Source organism: Flavobacterium chungangensis (assembly GCF_042654045.1).
Taxonomy (GTDB): Bacteria; Bacteroidota; Bacteroidia; order Flavobacteriales; family Flavobacteriaceae; genus Flavobacterium; species Flavobacterium chungangensis.
Window position 1 is genome coordinate 265297 of sequence record NZ_JBHSFY010000005.1, and the last position, 15464, is coordinate 280760.

Annotated in this window: 15 protein-coding genes; 1 reads left to right on the forward strand and 14 read right to left on the reverse strand. The window is 32.9% G+C overall.

Annotated elements, in window-relative coordinates; all coding sequences use genetic code 11:
* The first annotated feature begins 2 nt into the window (after positions 1-2).
* Complete coding sequence (locus ACFO3N_RS10330; RefSeq protein WP_379797477.1) at positions 3-716, forward strand: LytR/AlgR family response regulator transcription factor; 714 nt, start codon at positions 3-5, stop codon at positions 714-716.
* Between the two features lie 305 nt (positions 717-1021).
* On the opposite strand, the gene ACFO3N_RS10335 is transcribed toward ACFO3N_RS10330, so the two are convergent.
* From ACFO3N_RS10335 to ACFO3N_RS10400, 14 genes are all read right to left on the reverse strand, one after another.
* A complete protein-coding gene (locus ACFO3N_RS10335; RefSeq protein ID WP_379797479.1) occupies positions 1022-1489 on the reverse strand; it encodes a DUF1456 family protein in 468 nt (155 codons plus the stop codon).
* Between the two features lie 104 nt (positions 1490-1593).
* Complete coding sequence (locus ACFO3N_RS10340; protein ID WP_379797482.1) at positions 1594-2628, reverse strand: aminotransferase class I/II-fold pyridoxal phosphate-dependent enzyme; 1035 nt, start codon at positions 2626-2628, stop codon at positions 1594-1596.
* Between the two features lies 1 nt (position 2629).
* Positions 2630-3640 carry a dipeptide epimerase gene (locus tag ACFO3N_RS10345; protein ID WP_379797484.1) on the reverse strand — a complete coding sequence of 337 codons (1011 nt, stop codon included), beginning with the start codon at positions 3638-3640 and terminating at the stop codon, positions 2630-2632.
* A gap of 41 nt (positions 3641-3681) precedes the next feature.
* A complete protein-coding gene (locus ACFO3N_RS10350; RefSeq protein WP_379797486.1) occupies positions 3682-4911 on the reverse strand; it encodes a hypothetical protein in 1230 nt (409 codons plus the stop codon).
* A gap of 114 nt (positions 4912-5025) precedes the next feature.
* Positions 5026-7017 (reverse strand): excinuclease ABC subunit UvrB, encoded by a 1992-nt coding sequence (gene uvrB / locus ACFO3N_RS10355; protein WP_250835195.1) that lies wholly within the window; start codon positions 7015-7017, stop codon positions 5026-5028.
* A 125-nt stretch (positions 7018-7142) separates the two neighbouring features.
* Positions 7143-8084, reverse strand: coding sequence for an alpha/beta fold hydrolase (locus tag ACFO3N_RS10360; RefSeq protein ID WP_379797488.1), 942 nt, complete (start codon positions 8082-8084; stop codon positions 7143-7145).
* A gap of 82 nt (positions 8085-8166) precedes the next feature.
* The gene (locus tag ACFO3N_RS10365) at positions 8167-8403 is read right to left on the reverse strand and encodes a uroporphyrinogen decarboxylase (RefSeq protein WP_111365373.1); all 237 of its coding nucleotides are present in this window, start codon (positions 8401-8403) and stop codon (positions 8167-8169) included.
* Between the two features lie 110 nt (positions 8404-8513).
* Positions 8514-9137 (reverse strand): hypothetical protein, encoded by a 624-nt coding sequence (locus ACFO3N_RS10370; protein ID WP_379797490.1) that lies wholly within the window; start codon positions 9135-9137, stop codon positions 8514-8516.
* Positions 9138-9223: 86 nt separating this feature from the next.
* Positions 9224-10177, reverse strand: a complete 954-nt coding sequence (gene rlmF / locus ACFO3N_RS10375; protein WP_379797492.1) for a 23S rRNA (adenine(1618)-N(6))-methyltransferase RlmF — start codon at positions 10175-10177, stop codon at positions 9224-9226.
* Between the two features lie 213 nt (positions 10178-10390).
* On the reverse strand, positions 10391-11053 hold the full coding sequence (locus ACFO3N_RS10380) for a thiamine diphosphokinase (protein WP_379797494.1): 663 nt from the start codon (positions 11051-11053) through the stop codon (positions 10391-10393).
* Between the two features lie 117 nt (positions 11054-11170).
* Entirely contained in the window at positions 11171-11617 is a 447-nt protein-coding gene (locus ACFO3N_RS10385; protein WP_379797497.1) for a DinB family protein, read from the reverse strand.
* A gap of 1 nt (position 11618) precedes the next feature.
* On the reverse strand, positions 11619-12101 hold the full coding sequence (locus ACFO3N_RS10390) for a GyrI-like domain-containing protein (RefSeq protein ID WP_379797499.1): 483 nt from the start codon (positions 12099-12101) through the stop codon (positions 11619-11621).
* Positions 12102-12103: 2 nt separating this feature from the next.
* The gene (locus ACFO3N_RS10395) at positions 12104-12925 is read right to left on the reverse strand and encodes a DUF4249 domain-containing protein (RefSeq protein WP_379797501.1); all 822 of its coding nucleotides are present in this window, start codon (positions 12923-12925) and stop codon (positions 12104-12106) included.
* Positions 12926-12956: 31 nt separating this feature from the next.
* The gene (locus ACFO3N_RS10400) at positions 12957-15338 is read right to left on the reverse strand and encodes a TonB-dependent receptor (protein ID WP_379797503.1); all 2382 of its coding nucleotides are present in this window, start codon (positions 15336-15338) and stop codon (positions 12957-12959) included.
* Between the last annotated feature and the right edge of the window lie 126 nt (positions 15339-15464).

A 15464-nucleotide genomic window follows, 5' to 3' on the forward strand; every position in this document is an offset into this window, starting at 1 on the left:
TTATGACTTTTAAATGCATAATTGTCGACGACGAACCGCCTGCAACGCGAATATTGGAAAATTACATCGGAAAAGTAAATTTTTTGGAGAAGGTTGGCGTTTTTAATGATTCGTTAAAAGCATTAGAATTTCTAAACTCACAATCTGTAGATGTTATTTTTCTAGATATTCAAATGCCTCAATTAACAGGTTTACAGATTTCTAAAATTATTTCTAAAGATATAAAAGTCATTTTTACAACAGCTTATCCAGATTTTGCTTTAGAAGGATTTGAATTAAATGCAGTCGATTATTTATTAAAACCAATTGCGTTTGAACGTTTTTATCAGGCCGTTTCTAAACTCAATTCTGAACCAAAAATAGAAGTTTCGAGTGTCAATAATAATAATGCGCCAGATTTTTTATTTATAAAAACAGATGGGAAAAATAAATTTCAGAAAGTATTTTTGAACGAAGTTTTGTACGTAGAAAGTTTACAGAATTATGTTTGCATTCATACTGTAAAGCAGCAGATTATTACACATTCATCTTTGAAAAATGTAATTGAATCTCTTCCAGAAAAAGATTTTATTCAAATACACAAATCGTATGTGGTTTCATTGCAGCATATAGAATCGACAGATAATTTTTCGGTTTTTATAAATGGAAAAGAATTGCCAATTGGAGCTACTTTTAAAGATGCTTTTTTTGATAAAATAGAAGAGAATAAGATATAGATTTTTAACCGCAAAGCACGCAAAGATTTTTACTTAGGATTGAGAATACAAACGCAAAGTTCGCAAAGCTTTGTGAATAAAATTTTACGAGTTTTATTTCAGCATAGCCTGTGGTTTCAACCACGGGGACGCAACGTATATCACAAAATGTATTTCTGGGCGTTTCAGCGGTTGAAACCGCTGGGTATATTTGAGAGTCAGACCGTAATTAGATTTTTTTTCAAACGCAAAGTTCGCAAAGCTTTGTGAATAAAACTTTGCGAACTTTGCGTAAATCTTAGCGTTCTTTGCGGTTAAATCCTCAATTACGATTTTTTCTTATTGCCGTTTTTGAAAACTACTTTTTCTACCACAACTGGTTTTCCATTTCCTTTTGGGAATGCTTTCTTTTTAGGTTTTCCAGCTGATGAACCTGACTTTGCAGAACTTTGATCTCCTCTATATTTTTCTGAATCTTTTGGAGCTGCTTTAAATTCTGGTCTTTCTTTAGAAGTTTCCTTCTTCGGAATTTCAGATTTATGTTTTGCTAAAACATCATTAGGATTTTTAGGATTTTCTTTAGTTCCTCTTAAATGAATAACCAATCCGTTTAGGAAGTTTCTTAAAACCTGATCGCCACATTCCATGTAATTTGGATGATCTTCTGCTCTAAAAAAAGCGCCCAATTCTGATTTTGAAATTCTAAAATCTACTAATTCTAAAATTTCAATTATTTGGTCATCACGGAGCATCAAAGCCACGCGAAGTTTTTTAAGTATATCGTTATTTGTCATGATTTTTGTTTAAAGTTTTTTTTGTTTCAGGTTTCAAGTTTTTCTAATCTTTACTTGAAGTTAAGAACTTATTGCTTTTTTGCAAAGGTAGTTTTTTAAAATGATTAAAAACGAGAATTATAATCATTTAAAACGTTTACAAGTTTGTCTAAATCTTCTTTTAAATGATTTGCTGTAACTACAATTCGATTTAATGGCTCGGATTCTTTTGTATATCTAAAACTCGCAATAATGATCTTTTCTTGTTTTAGTTTTTCAACTAATTCATTCGATAAAAGATAAATTAAAGGATAATTTTTATCAAATAGTATATTGCTGTTTCTTATTAAAATAGAATCGATATAACTCAAATTATCTTTCAGTTTTTGATGCTGTATTTTATAAATTTCAGAAGCATCAGAAAGCGTTTGTACAAAAGCGGGATTCATTCCTGCGGCGCTTGTAAAAGTTTCAATTTCTTTTATTTCTTTGATGAATTCAGAATCTGAAGCAATCACTCCGCCAGTTAATCCGAAAGCTTTTCCTAGTGACGAAACTAGGATTTTTCTTTTAATTGGAAAATCAATTGAGGAATAGATTCCAGAACCATTTTTGCCCATAATTCCCAACGAATGCGATTCATCAACAACCAAGGTAATTTCTTTTTGATTTGAAATTTCTTTTAAAAAAGATAAATCAACAGGCTTGGTTTGGAAGGAAGGAACGCCATCGGTCAAAATGGTTATTTTTTCTGATTTAGGATCTAATAAACGTTCATTCAATTTTTCATTTATAAAAACAGGAAAACTATTCTCAATTTGAATAGCCGAATGAATTTCGTTCAAATGATAAAAACAATCGGTTTGCTTTTTTAATTTTTCTAGAACCAATTTTCCAGCCAACATTCCAGAAGAAACGGTTACAGCATCTTCAGAACCAATATGTTGAATTAAAAAATTTTCGCCCGCAGTATAAGCGCTCAATTGAATGTTTGCAGTTCTCGAGCTTCCGTAAGTAGTTCCCCATTTTAAAATGTTCTGAACTACTAAATCTTGAAATTTCTTGTTTGTTGGAAGTCCCAAATAGGCAGTTCCCCCAAAATACAGATATTGTTTTTGGTCAATTTCAATGATTCGATCTGGAAATTTTTCGACTATCATTTTACAGTAATGTAACTCCTGTTCCGTTAAGATTTGAATAATTGACCACACCGTCTTCAATTGTTACACCAGTCGCAATGTCTTCAGACAAAAGCAAGGCGCCGTCCATATCAACATAATCCAATTGAGGAAGCAAATGTGCAATAGCAGAAATTCCGACAGTAGATTCGGTCATACAGCCCACCATTGTTTTTAAACCTAGTTTTTTGGCTTCTTCGATCATGCGTTTTCCTGGAGTTAAGCCTCCACATTTTACGAGTTTTACATTTACGCCATGAAAATGGTTAAAACATTTCGCCACATCTTCTTCAATAATACAGCTTTCGTCAGCAATTACAGGAAGGACAGAATGTTTGAAAACTTCTTTGTGGCCTTCCCAATTATCTGCTTTCATAGGCTGTTCTAGAAATTCAACACCCAATTTTTTTAATTCGGCCGCATTATTGATGGTTTCGTCAACCGTCCATCCACAATTGGCATCAATTCTAAAAATGGCATTGGTATGTTTTCTAAGTTCTTTTACAATAGCAATATCTTCCTTTGTTCCTAATTTAATTTTATAAATGGGCCACGGCAGTTCTTGCATTTTAAAAACCATTTTTTCAATCGTATCAATTCCAATCGTATAATCAGTCAACGGATTATGATCGGTTTTGTAATTCCATAATTCGTATAATTTCTTTCCTTTTTTACGAGCATATAGATCATTATAAGCTAAATCTAAAGCGCATAAAGCAAACATATCCTCTTTTAAATACGGATGAATTTTTGACCAAAACGCTTCTGGAGTTTCATTTTCTGTGTTTTCAATTATCGATCTAATTTTCTCCAAATCAGTGATCATCATTGGAACCGTAATATGATAATATGGATTTGAAGTAGCTTCTCCAAAACCAGAAAAACCATCACTTTGTAATTCTACAATTAAGGAAGGCTGAAAATCTATAGATTCTCTAGAAATCGTAAAAGTGTGTTTTAGTTTTAGATTGTATTCTCTTAAAATTAGTTTCATGGCTAATCCTTGTTTTGTGTTTCTGTTTAAAAAATAGAATTCTAACTCTTTTTGATTGACATTTTTATGCCAATGCCTGTTTGTAAATCTGGTGCATTATCTAGATTTAAATCTTCCCGAAGATACACAAAATAAGAAAATCGCTTCATAGAATAAGTACAAATTGCACTCCATTCTTCTAAATCTTCATACAAATGAGATATGGTCTTTTGCCAGTGCGTATTTATTCTTTGGCCCGTTAGAACAATATAATCCATATCTTTTTTCTTGTTGTAAGAATTCTGGAAATTATAATTGATGCCGTATGAAATGCGATTGTTATTTTTAAGTTTTACTTTGTAATTAATAAGACCTTCAAAACTGCATAAAAAATCTTGATTGCTAAGATTTACGCCATATCCATATTCAAAAATGTGCTGACGTAAAACACCTAAACTTAATCCAAAACTTAAAATGTTTTTATCCTTAATGATCATTTTTTTTAAGATGGAAGAAGAAATTCCGAAATCTGAAGCAGGATTATATTTTGAAGTATTGATACCCAGCTGAGCGCCAAAATTTAAGTAAATATGATGTTTTTCATTCATTTCTAGTTTAGGGTAATACGTATAATTTATATCAAGCCCAGAAATTAGAAAGTCGTTATTGTCCATTGTTAAGACCTTATTATTCTCATCTTTATAAGCGATTCCGGCTTTGTTTATTCCGTAATGATATCTTGAAAACGGATCTTTTCCGCCAGCAATATTGCGATGAAACCATTCGATTGATTCATCTGAAGTAAAAATAGAATACGGATATTTACCCCGATCGAGCGAGTTAGCTCGAAGGCTGAAATTTAGTTCGTGATTAACAGTAAGCGGTAAGGTAAAATTAAAGCGATATGATCGAATAACGCCATCGGCCTCAAATTCCTTAATTTTGGATGGTACTTTGTCTAAATCAAATCCAAATTCGCGCGTATGCCAAGGTTGGTTTTTAGAAATTTCGCGGTCATTCGGATCAGTTAGTTCGTATGATTTTACATAAGGAAGCACCACGTTTCCACTTGAAACTTCAAATGCGAATGAATATTTGTCGGTCGAGCGAACGTTGAAATTATGGTTTAGTCTTGATATATAGATACCAAATGGATGAGTCGAAAGAGTATTAGGTTTTATGATGTCGGATGAATTTTCTAATTCTTCATTCCAAAAATCACTTTTATTTGATTGGGCTGTTGATACGCGGCTAAAAATTAAAAAAACAAAAAAGAGTATATAATATTTCATTCTAGAATTTAAAAAATTTTGATAAATCTAATGAATTTTAAAAAGATTAGATTGGTTAATTTTTAAAAAATGAATTTCTTTATTATGGTTTTAATTGTTTTGAAATAAAGTTTTTTAAGGCAGCTGTTCCTGTAATTTTTTAATTTCGTCACGTAGCTTAGCAGCTTGCAAAAAGTCTAGTTCTTTTGCTGCTTTTTCCATTGTTTTACGCTTTTCACGAATCATTTTTTCCAATTCAGCTTTAGATAAATAGGCAGTTTCTGGTTCAGCTGCAACAGGAATTGGATGACCTAATTCATATTCAACCAATGGGTTTTTGGTGAAAGCGCTTTCGATTTTCTTATTAAGAGCTTGAGGAGTTATATTATTTTCTACGTTGTAATTGATCTGTTTGGTTCTTCTGTAATTGGTTTCGTCAATTGTTCGCTGCATACTGGCTGTAATTTTATCAGCATACATAATGGCCTTACCATTTAAGTTTCTCGCTGCACGACCGATAGTTTGTGTCAAAGATCTATGATTACGCAAGAAACCTTCTTTATCGGCATCTAAAATGGCAACAAGAGAAACCTCTGGTAAATCTAAACCTTCACGAAGTAAGTTTACTCCAATAAGAACATCAAAAATACCTTTTCGCAAGTCTTGCATGATTTCGATACGTTCTAAAGTATCAACTTCAGAATGTATGTAACGGCATCGAATGCTTACTTTTGTTAAGTATTTGGCCAATTCTTCGGCCATTCTTTTGGTTAAAGTCGTAACGAGAACTCTTTCGTCTAATTCACAACGAACCTGAATTTCTTCAATTAAGTCATCAATCTGATTTAAGCTTGGGCGAACTTCAATTTCGGGGTCTAATAATCCGGTCGGGCGAATAATTTGCTCAACATAAATACCATCCGATTTTTGCAATTCGTAATCTGCAGGAGTTGCAGAAACATAAATCACCTGATTTTGCAAGGCTTCAAATTCTTCAAATTTCAAAGGTCGGTTGTCCATTGCTGCAGGCAGACGGAAACCATATTCTACCAAGTTTTCTTTTCGGCTTCGATCACCTCCATACATGGCGTGAACTTGCGAAACGGTTACGTGACTCTCATCAACAACCATTAAATAATCACTTGGAAAATAATCTAACAAGCAGAAAGGTCTCGTTCCCGCTTCACGTCCGTCAAGATATCTTGAGTAATTTTCAATTCCAGAACAATATCCTAATTCGCGAATCATTTCTAAATCGAAATTGGTTCTTTCTTCCAAACGTTTCGCTTCAAGATGTTTTCCAATTTCTTTAAAATAATCTACTTGTTTGACCAAATCCTGCTGAATCTGCCAAATTGCGCCTTGTAAAACTTCTGGAGAAGTCACAAACATATTGGCAGGATAAATCGTTAATCTTTGGAATTTTTCTATAACTTGAGAAGTTTTCGCATCAAATGCCTCGATTTCTTCAATTTCATCTCCAAAGAAATGAATTCGATACGCATCATCTGCATAACTTGGATAAACTTCTACTGTATCTCCTTTAATTCTAAAAGTTCCAGGATTAAAATCGGCTTCAGTTCTGGCATATAAACTCTGAACTAAACTATGCAATAATTTAGTTCTCGAAATAACCTGATCACGTTTAATTTCAATTACGTTTTTCTGAAATTCAACAGGGTTTCCGATACCATATAGACAAGAAACAGAAGCTACAACCAAAACGTCACGTCTTCCTGAAAGTAGGGAAGAAGTGGTGCTTAAACGCATTTTCTCCAATTCTTCATTGATAGATAAATCTTTTTCAATGAAAACTCCCGTTACGGGCATAAAAGCTTCTGGCTGATAATAGTCGTAATAAGAAACGAAGTACTCGACCGCATTGTTTGGAAAAAACTGTTTGAACTCCGAATACAATTGCGCTGCTAAAGTTTTGTTGTGCGCCAAAACCAAAGTGGGTCTTTGCACTTCCTGAATAACATTGGCAACAGTAAACGTTTTTCCGGAACCGGTAACTCCTAATAATGTTTGGTATTTATCTCCGTCAACCACGCCTTGCGCCAATTTTTGTATGGCTTGTGGCTGATCTCCTTTTGGACTATATTCTGAAGAAACTTGAAATTTCATTTGCGTATACTGAAAATTTGGTTTTGTAAAGATACGAAGTTTGTGTAAGTAAGCAGTTTAATGTCTGTCCCGAATTGTACTAATTTGCACTAATTTTGTTTATGAAACCAATGTAAATGCAAAGCTTAATCTAAAAAACTAATAACAGCGTCATTTACAATCTTAGGCTGATCAATAGTTAGAAAATGCCCTGCGTCTTTGATGATTCTAGTTTCGCTTTTTGACAAATGTTTCTTCGCCCTTTCTAGACTTTCTTCTGAATTAATAACGTCTTTATCTCCAATTAAAACCAAAACAGGATTTTGAATCGATTCTAATTCTTTATCTGAAAAAGGCATCATTTTAAGCATGCTAGAATTGGATTTTGCATATTTATTGGCTAAATAAAACTGTCTTTTGTAAATACGGCTTATGTTTTCTGGATGAGTTGAAAAGGTGTTTAATGTTTTACTGAATTTCTTTTCGCTCGGAAAAAGTTTTAGCATCAATGCAGAAGTCGTTTTTCTAGGTTTATCAAGAAATTTAAAAGTCTGCGCAGGACTTAATAAAACAATCTTGTCGATCGAATTTGGCTTTTGAGTAGCTAATAATGTAGCAATCCATCCGCCTCGTGAAGCCCCGATTAGATCAAATTTCTTTAATTTATAATGAGTGAAAATTTCGTTATAGAAAACAACAATATCATCAGATGAAAGCGGTTTTGCGGTTAGATGGGATTTGTTGGGTTCCATGATAAAATCGATGGCGTAAATGCGACGGTTTTTGGCTAGAATTTTAATGTTTGGATACCACATGGTAGAACTGGCGTCCATTCCGTGAAGTAAGACTAAGCTTTTCCCGTTTCTTGGCCCTGCGATTACAATGTGCGCCGTTCCAAAACTTGTTTTTACGTCTTCTTCGGTGTATGGAATGTTCCAAAGTTTTAAAGCTTTGTCGTAAGCAGTTTGGTATTTTGCTTCTTCGGCTTTGGTTTTAAAAACGTAATCGTCAAATTTTGTTTTTTTTGAGGCACAACTTGTCACTAAAAAAAGTACAATTGCTAAGCGGGAATATAGTTTTAATATCATAATAAAATTCAAATTTCAGCTTAAAGTTACGATTAGAGTACGTGAAAAGGGTATCAGAATTTTATTTTAATATATCATAATTTTAAGATTTATCGTTTTTGGAGGTCAAATAATAAATCTGTACAAAAGCTAAAATAGCGTTTGGAATAATTACAGGCCAAAGCCATTGATTGAAATCTCTATAATCATTTAAAAAAATGCCGTAAATGACAAAACAGATACAGCCAAACATATTAATAAATCGGATTGCTCTAAGGTTTTTTAGCAAAAAACCTCCAACGATAAATACAGACGCGAGATAACCAATGTATTCTGCCATAATCTTGATTTTAAATAGTTTACAATAAATGTAGCAAAAGCTAATTATAAAATCAAGGGTAGAATTAAAAATTGAAGTTTTTAGTTAATTCTAATTTCTAATTTTGAAAATTAATATTCTCCTAATATCAATAAATTAGTTTTTATGTTTGTATTTAAAGGTGCCATTATAGAAACACCATATTTATTTTGGAAATACTTTAGATTATTAAGATCCAAAAAAGGCTTTATCTCTTTTATACACTCCTCTTTACTAATTTTGCCACATAGAATTCCAAAAAAATCAATTTCAGTATCAATTTGCAAAGGTAAATCACTAGAAAAATTTTCACCTGCATAAATATTACAGAGAGCATTTATTGTTACATATACTTTATTATCTCTATTTTTAAATTCGATTTTTGCAGTACTTATTTGTTCATGTTCGTAAACATAGAAAAGGGCATGAGGTTCTTCTTCATTTTCAGGATAATTATCCCATTCAATAGTTTTTCCAACAATATCATTCCAGTTTTTTATTTCATTTGGTTTAATTTTTAGAAGTATTTCCGAATTAAAGAATAATTCATCGTCAGGGAAAAACATACCTTCACTATTATAATTCTCTTCTTGCGGATATTTATCTGTACCTGTAGCTTTTATCTGCAAACCAAATACTAAGTGATTATCATTGCTAATATATGCATCTAAATAAGCGTATTTAATTTCAAACAGTTTGTTTTTAATTCTAAACATTTTTCTATTCTTAATAAATTTAAATTACTCTTGTAAAACAGAATCAATTTTTTAAAAATTCCAAATGCTAAAATATAATATTTTTCTTATTTATTATTAAGGAAATTTGATAGTGATTTCTTTGTAAAACTCCAAGCTACAATTCGGCTATTTTTTTGTCCTTGCGACATTTCGATTGTTTGGACAGAAACGGCGTTTACTTTTTTCAATGTTTTGTAGATCGAAGAAAGATTTTCTTTTTTAGAAACTAAAGTTGTGAACCATAAAACCTGCGAAGGATATTTAGCGCTTTCGTAAATCATTTGCGTGATGAATCCGATTTCTCCGCCGTTGCACCATAATTCGGCATTTTGTCCGCCAAAATTCAAAATGGGATTTGTATTTCTTTTTTCTTTCGGATTAAGATTGGAAACTTTTCGGGAAGTACTTTTATTCGCTTCCTCAGCAGATGCATGAAAAGGCGGATTACACATCGTGAATGTAAAACGGTCTTCGGGCGTGATAATATTTTTAAAAATAAATCGCGCTTCAGTCTGTTGTTGCAAACTGATAGAATCGATTAATTCTGGATTGGCTTCGATAATTTTACTGCAATTTTCGATTGCTTTTTGGTCAATATCTGTTCCAACAAAACTCCAGTTATAAATTGAATTCCCTAATATCGGATAGATTAAATTGGAACCTGTACCGATATCTAATCCTAAAACATGCGAAGTTTCTGGAATCTGATTATTGTTGCTTTCTGCCAATAGATCGGCAATATAATGAATGTAATCCGCGCGTCCTGGAATTGGCGGGCAAAGATAATTTTTAGGAATATCCCAGTTTTGAATGCCGTAATAGGTTTTAAGTAAAGCCTTGTTTAATGTTTTTACAGCAGACGGATTGCTGAAATCAATAGTTTCGATTCCGTATTTATTTATAGAAATAAAAGCTTTCAATTCTGGGCAATTTGAAATCAGTTTTTCAAAATCATATCGGTTTCGATGAAGATTTCTTGGGTGTAAATTGTCTTTTTGTGAATTGTTTTCTACTTTCATTTTTGTTGATTTCAGAGCAAAGATAGATATTCCTTTTTTTAAGAAAGCTCCAGAGGAGCTTAATATTTATAGCCAGTCAATTTAAGATTAAATAAAAAGCTCCAGCGGAGCGACATATGTGTAGTGTGTCGCCCCGCTGGGGCTTCAATTAGAGCACGATATTTTGATCTATAAATATTTCGTCCCTCTGGGACTTTTCATTCTCTAATGCTTCTAATCAAAACACTCCATTAAAAGCAAATCGCCTTCTCGATGTGTAATGGTTACAATGCCATCTTTTTCGACAGAATTGCTGCTTCCGGTTCTGTAGCCCATTGTTAGCGTATCGTTGTTTAATTCGTACTTTAAATTGGCTGAAGAAATTCCGTTTACAACACCAATTGGAATAAGTGAAATTGGTGTTTTAGCGGTATACCATTTCTCAAATTTTGTTGGAAGCAAAAATATTTTTGAATGATCGTCGAGAATTACAATTTTAAGTAAATCTCTGTAGCGAACAATCTGTGTAAGGTTTGTAATAGTATGATCGGCGCGTTTTCCCGTTGCCCAAACCACATTTACGGCAGGAATTTTTCTTTCGATAAGATAATCAAAAGCCTTTTCTAAATCTGTTTTATCTTGATCTGGCGTATGAACGATTTCGATTGGAAATTGCGAAGTTTTATAAATTTCAGGATCAAAACCACGGTCAAAATCACCCAAAAGCACGTCGACTTTTATGCCTAATTCAATCACTCTTTCAATAGCCGAATCTAAAACGATAACCAGTGGCGACCATTCTAATAATTGTCCTAATAATTCGGGATCGCAGGCTGCGCCATTTGCAATTATTAAAGCAGGTTCTTGATCGTCGCGGACTATATGGTGTGATGACATAAGCGTTTTTTTGAATGTGGTGTAAAGGTACGGGTAGAATTTTAGATTTATGATTTTAGATTTATGATTTTTTTGGAATCTTAGTAAAATCTAAAATCTGCAATCTACAATATGCAATCAGAAATCCAAAAGTCTTCTGTGGTAATTGATTTGTCCTAAATGATACGCTAAATGTGTTGAAAGATGAACCAGAAAGAATCCGGTTGTCATTTCTTTTTCAAAAACAATCTGGGGATAAATCTGTTCTAAATCTTTTTCAGTTAGGGAATCTAAACTTTTATTGATCACTTCAATCGTGTCTTCGATTTTAGAAATCAATTCTGCTTTTGGAATATCTTTTAAAGAAAACTCCAATGGACGATTTCGCACATAGCCTGTTTTGCCTATTTCTGCGCCAATGTAAGTATTAAGATTTCCAATTAAATGCAGACATAAATTTCCTGCTGAATTGGAAATGTTTTTATCTATTACCCAAATTTGTTTTTCGAATTCGTAAGATTCGATTTCAAATTTTAGTTTGTTAAGATCTCTATTAAAAAGAATTTTTAGTGATTCTATAACCATTTTAATTTCTGTTTTTTATCGGTATCCAAATTTCTTCTTCAGAAGTTGGATCGTCTTTTTTGTATTTATGATCCATTACGGCAAAATGCGGTCTGTCATCTACCGTGTATTCCGAATTTGGGAGCCATTCTGCAAAAATGTAATGATATGTTTTATGAGCTTCTGTTGCTGGGCCTAAATGAAGAAAAACGGCATATAAACCATCTGGAACAATTAAGGTTTTCATTCCTTCTGGAATAGTTTGATAATCTGAAACTTCTACTGCGGCCCATTTCTGGAAACTGTCATTAGGATCAAAATTATCAAAATGGTTTTCTGCATAAACTTCTAGAGAATATAAATTGGCATCAATAGCATTTTTTATTTCTTTTCGATTGGGCATAAAACCACTCCATAATTGAAAAGTTTTATTCTCGATAAATGACATTTCGATAGAATGTCCAACGAGTTTTTTCTCGGTTAATTTTTTGATGATGGGTAGCATAATTACTCAATTTTGTATTTCTGTGTACTGGTTTCGCTTAGAGAGAAATACCCAAGCGGATAATTATTTTTGTCTGTTGTATTGATGATGTTTCCTTTTACGGTGGCTGGCGGCGATTGAAACGGACCTCCAACATTACTTCCTGCTATACTTACCAAGATGTTCATGTAATTATAATATTGCTTAGAAATCCCGTAATGCGTTACCTCGACTTCATCTCCTGCTTTTAAATCTTCATCAATGGCGCTGCTGAAAATTTCATTTCCCTGATAGAATTTATCTTCAGAAACATAATAATTTGAAGTTACTTTATTCGAATAAACATATTTAAATAAATAAAAATTGTCTTCTTCTGCAGGATCTGTAAAATAAGCTTTTATTTCGATATCTTCTCCTGTAAAACCGCTGTCATTTTTTTGTTCGATTCGAGTAATTGGCGCTACCGATTTTAAAACTTCAGATGCTGTATAAGTGCTTTCTTTGTCTATAACGGTTAAGGTATATTCTTCATTAATTTCAGGTCTGAAATTAGGGCAGATATAACGCCCTGTATTATTAAATTCGATAAAATTAAATTTCTGATTTTTGCTGTTTGTCACATAAATAACAGCGTTTGATACTGCTGGAATTACATCCTCAAAATAACCCGTTGTCGAGGTTAATCTGATAACTTGCTGTTTTCCAGAAGTACCCTTTTCCCAAGTTATAGCGGCTTCGATCACCAGTTTTGGAGGAGCGGTATCTAAGTCAACATCAACGACTTCTTCGCAACTAGTGAAAAACAATGATGTAAAAAATACGATTAAAAAAACTAATTTTCTCATAAGTTTATTTTTAGTTTTTGAACTGATTTTTTTAGAATTTGAAATTATAACTTACTGCAGGAACAATTCCGAAAATGGATAATCTCACTGCTTCATTTGCTCCTGTATCAACATTTTGCCTAAAGTTGATTGAAGCGGCATTCATTCGATTATAAAGATTGTAAATACTGAAAACCCATTCGCCTTTCCAGTTTCTATTTTTGTTGTTGCGTGGCGTTAAAGTTGCAGAAATATCCAAATGATTATAAGAAGGAAGTCGATTTTCGTTTCGTAAACCATAACTTGGAACTATAATGCCTAGATATTGATATTGTCCATTCGGATATGTTACTGGCTGTCCTGACTGCAATGCAAAGTTAGCACCAAATGACCATTTTTCGTTTAAATTGTATGCAGATGTAATCGCTAAATTATGCGTTTTGTCATATGCAGATGCGTACCATTTGCCATCGTTAATGCCAATTTCTTCTGGAGTTCTTCCTGGAGTCTGTTGTTCTGATCTTGAGAGTGTGTACGAAATCCAGCCATTAAAGCGGCCTTTGTTTTTCTTTATCATCAGTTCTAAGCCATATGCACGCATCTGACCATTTAAAATAACCTGTTCTATGGCATTGTTAGCAATTAAATCGGCTCCGTCTATATAATCTAGTCTGTTTTGTATTTTTTTGTAATAGGTTTCTACTTCTAGCGAATAAGCGTCATTATAAATATTTCTAAAATAACCTAACGCCACCTGATCTGCAAGTTGAGGTTTAATGTAATTATCGCTCGGCATCCAGACATCTAGCGGAGTAGGAGATGAGGTATTAGAAATTAATTGAAGATATTGCGCCATTCTATTGTAACTCGCTTTTAGAGCTTGTTCTTCGTTTAATTGGTACGAAATAGAAAAGCGTGGTTCAAGATTGTTGTAACTCTTAATGACTTTGTTTTTGCCAAAATATTGTGTTGAAGTTGGCGTGCCTTTTTCGTAAATCTGCATGTCTGTATTAAAAACTACGGCTTCATTGTTATCGTAGTAATTAATAGTAGAAGCGCCTAATCTGTAAAATAAGCTGTAACGCAATCCATAAGCGACAGTAAGTCTTTTAGAAATTTGACTTTCAGCATCTAAATAAATAGAAGGTTCAAAAGCATATTTTCTATCCAATTGATCTGGATTAATACCAGAATCTTCACCAGTTGGCTTTATGGTTCCAGGATTAAAGTTGTAATAAATTCCGTTAACGCCATAATTCAGTTTTAATTTGTCTGAAAGATAATGTTTGAAATCGTATTTGATGTTATAGTTTTTGATTCCTGAATCCCAATTGAAACCTACAAAATCAAGATCCAATCCGTAATAGTAATCACTGTAAATTAAGGATAGATTGGAGAATAATTTATCATAATACAAATGATTCCATCTCAGATTTAAAGTCGAATTTCCGTACGTATTGGTAAAACTTTTATTTAGTCTGAAAACGTCTCGGCCAAAATATCCAGATAAATACAAACTGTTATTATCATTAAGTTTATAATTTAATTTGGTATTTAAATCATAAAAATAAGCAGCATTGTCTTTATTGTCTTCAGAAAGTTTAAGAAAAAGATGCGCATAAGAAGCTCTTCCGCCAATTAAGAAAGAACCTTTGTCTTTTACTATTGGACCTTCTGCCAGTAAACGGCTCGAAATTAATCCGATTCCGCCATTCATATGAAAATCTTTACTGCTCCCGTCTTTTTGATAAATTTCTAAAACCGAAGAAGCTCTTCCGCCATAGCGTGCCGGAATTCCCCCTTTATACAGTTTTAAATCTTTGATAGCATCAGGATTAAAAACAGAAAAGAATCCGAAAACGTGAGATGAATTAAAAATAGTTGCTTCATCTAAAAGAATAAGATTTTGGTCTGCACCGCCTCCGCGGACATTAAATCCGGAAGCTCCTTCGCCTGCATTGGTAACGCCAGGAAGTAATAAAATAGATTTCAAGACGTCTACTTCTCCTAAAACAACAGGCATTTTTTTTATGGTCGAAATAGAGAGTTTGTTCACGCTCATTTCTGGCGATTTGATATTGGCTTTGCTTTTGTTTTCTGTAATGATGACTTCTTGAAGTTCTTCGCCACCTTCTTTGATCGAGAAATTGCTTTTTATATTCTGATCTAAAACAATATTTTTTTGAATGGTTTGATAGCCAACGTAGCTAATTTCGATTTCATATTCGCCTTTTGGTGCAGAAAGAGAATAAAAGCCGTATTCGTTGGTTGTGGTTCCAATTTTTAAAGCTGGAATAAAGATATTAACTCCAATTAAAGTTTCGTTGTTTTTGCTGTCGCTGATAGTTCCGCTTAAAGTAAATTTTTCCTGCGCAAATGAGGTAAAGATCGTTAAAATGAAAAGAAGAAATGTGCAGGTATTTTTTGTAATCATTATATTGATTTTGATTTACATAGATAATGAATTCTTACTAAATATTCTTACGGAACTTTTGTTAAACATAAGTTAAGATAAAAAAAGGACAACCTTTGTGGGTTGTCCTTTTTGTTATTTCGAAAT

Coding starts and splice junctions, on each gene's coding strand:
- ACFO3N_RS10330 (WP_379797477.1), top strand. CDS start 3: ATGACTTTTAAATGCATAATTGTCGACGACGAACCGCCTGCAACGCGA.
- ACFO3N_RS10335 (WP_379797479.1), bottom strand. CDS start 1,489: ATGACAAATAACGATATACTTAAAAAACTTCGCGTGGCTTTGATGCTC.
- ACFO3N_RS10340 (WP_379797482.1), bottom strand. CDS start 2,628: ATGATAGTCGAAAAATTTCCAGATCGAATCATTGAAATTGACCAAAAA.
- ACFO3N_RS10345 (WP_379797484.1), bottom strand. CDS start 3,640: ATGAAACTAATTTTAAGAGAATACAATCTAAAACTAAAACACACTTTT.
- ACFO3N_RS10350 (WP_379797486.1), bottom strand. CDS start 4,911: ATGAAATATTATATACTCTTTTTTGTTTTTTTAATTTTTAGCCGCGTA.
- uvrB (WP_250835195.1), bottom strand. CDS start 7,017: ATGAAATTTCAAGTTTCTTCAGAATATAGTCCAAAAGGAGATCAGCCA.
- ACFO3N_RS10360 (WP_379797488.1), bottom strand. CDS start 8,084: ATGATATTAAAACTATATTCCCGCTTAGCAATTGTACTTTTTTTAGTG.
- ACFO3N_RS10365 (WP_111365373.1), bottom strand. CDS start 8,403: ATGGCAGAATACATTGGTTATCTCGCGTCTGTATTTATCGTTGGAGGT.
- ACFO3N_RS10370 (WP_379797490.1), bottom strand. CDS start 9,137: ATGTTTAGAATTAAAAACAAACTGTTTGAAATTAAATACGCTTATTTA.
- rlmF (WP_379797492.1), bottom strand. CDS start 10,177: ATGAAAGTAGAAAACAATTCACAAAAAGACAATTTACACCCAAGAAAT.
- ACFO3N_RS10380 (WP_379797494.1), bottom strand. CDS start 11,053: ATGTCATCACACCATATAGTCCGCGACGATCAAGAACCTGCTTTAATA.
- ACFO3N_RS10385 (WP_379797497.1), bottom strand. CDS start 11,617: ATGGTTATAGAATCACTAAAAATTCTTTTTAATAGAGATCTTAACAAA.
- ACFO3N_RS10390 (WP_379797499.1), bottom strand. CDS start 12,101: ATGCTACCCATCATCAAAAAATTAACCGAGAAAAAACTCGTTGGACAT.
- ACFO3N_RS10395 (WP_379797501.1), bottom strand. CDS start 12,925: ATGAGAAAATTAGTTTTTTTAATCGTATTTTTTACATCATTGTTTTTC.
- ACFO3N_RS10400 (WP_379797503.1), bottom strand. CDS start 15,338: ATGATTACAAAAAATACCTGCACATTTCTTCTTTTCATTTTAACGATC.